General features: G+C 66.2%; 1 protein-coding gene. It reads left to right on the top strand.

Features of this window, described 5'->3' with window-relative positions; all coding sequences use genetic code 11:
• Positions 1 to 618 precede the first annotated feature (618 nt).
• Entirely contained in the window at positions 619 to 780 is a 162-nt protein-coding gene (locus EJK15_RS72460; RefSeq protein WP_171075441.1) for a hypothetical protein, read from the top strand.
• The last annotated feature ends 556 nt before the right edge of the window (positions 781 to 1,336 follow it).

The raw sequence follows: 1,336 nt of genomic DNA on the forward strand, positions 1-1,336 counted from the left end.
ACCACACGCGATCCGGCCCCGGTCGCTGCGCCACCGACGGGTTCGACACCCTGGCCGACGGCGGGACGCTCGGCACGTTCGGGAACCGCCGCGGCGTGCTGGGGAACTGCCCCTTTCGCCGTTACTTGGTCTGCGCCCCTCCCACCCCGTCGACGGGCCGCGCCTCGGGTGGTCTGCGCCACCGAATGCGGCGTGGATCGTGGCGAGCTCGGGCTGTTGGCCTGCCAGTACTACGCGACCCGTGAGCCGGGCTTGGTGTCACATCCGTTGACGCCGAGCGCGACGAGGCAGCCCTTGCTGACCAGTTCACTTCAGGAAAGAACCCTTCCGTGAAGAGAACTGGTCTCGCAGCCCAGTCGGCTGCCCGCCAGAGCGTCGGGAATCGTCGCTAAATCTCTTCACGAAAGGGAGTCCGCCCGCGAGACCAGTGCGCACCGTTTCAGCCCCATGGTCACACTCTGCCGTACCCCGTCTGACCTGGCGAAAGATCCCCGATCTCACAGGATGTGACACTAGACCCGGTTCGCCGTTCCACTAGTACTGGGACCCCAAGCCCTCAGGGAGATCGTCATCAGGCTGGACCTCAGCGACGACGACGCCATCGCGCCCGGGGCCGCGATGCAGGTGCTTGCGCCGGTGATCGCCCTCCTGCACGAGCTCCCCGAGCGGGACCGGCGAGCCCTCGCCGAGCTGATCAACCAGTTCGCGCACCAGGAAACCGACCCAGACCGACGGCTGACGGCCTGGGAAGCGCCGGAAACCCTGAGCCTGCTGGCCTGAGAAGGTTTTTTTGAAGCCTCCCGCGCTAAATAGTTGATCATGAACCTTGAGTTGGATGGACGCCGTCGCTGCACGCCGCCAGAACCCACGTCTGCGCCATCGAGGCCCGCATGTGACCCAGGCCCATCCCCGCACGGCGCCTGCCCGGCGAGCGGCTCGATGGCGAGGGCGCTGGAGAGCGAGCACGGCCGGATGGATGCCGCCCGGCACTCGCGTCCCCGGGGTTGAGGAACCGGCTACAGCCGTTGGCGCAGAGAATCCTCTTGGTGAGGCGGCCTGGCTAACAGCCATGAGCGCTCGGGGAGGTCAGGACGTCTCCGGGCGGTAGTTGGCACGGAGTAGGCCATAGATGAGCACGCCGACGTACTTGCCTTGCAGGAACGAGCGCCCGGGCATCAGTCCTTCTTTTGTGAAGCCCAGTCGTTCCAGTGAGCTTCCCCCTGTTCTCCGGACACTTGACCTGAGGTCACCCTTGATCATCAGGAAGGATGTCCTTCATGCCCGCACCACACCCGCCAGAGTTCCGGCGTCGCGCGGTCGAGCTCGCGCGCCAAGG

The sequence above is a fragment of the Nonomuraea basaltis genome (genome assembly GCF_005893125.1).
In the GTDB taxonomy this organism is placed as follows: Bacteria; Actinomycetota; Actinomycetes; order Streptosporangiales; family Streptosporangiaceae; genus Nonomuraea; species Nonomuraea basaltis.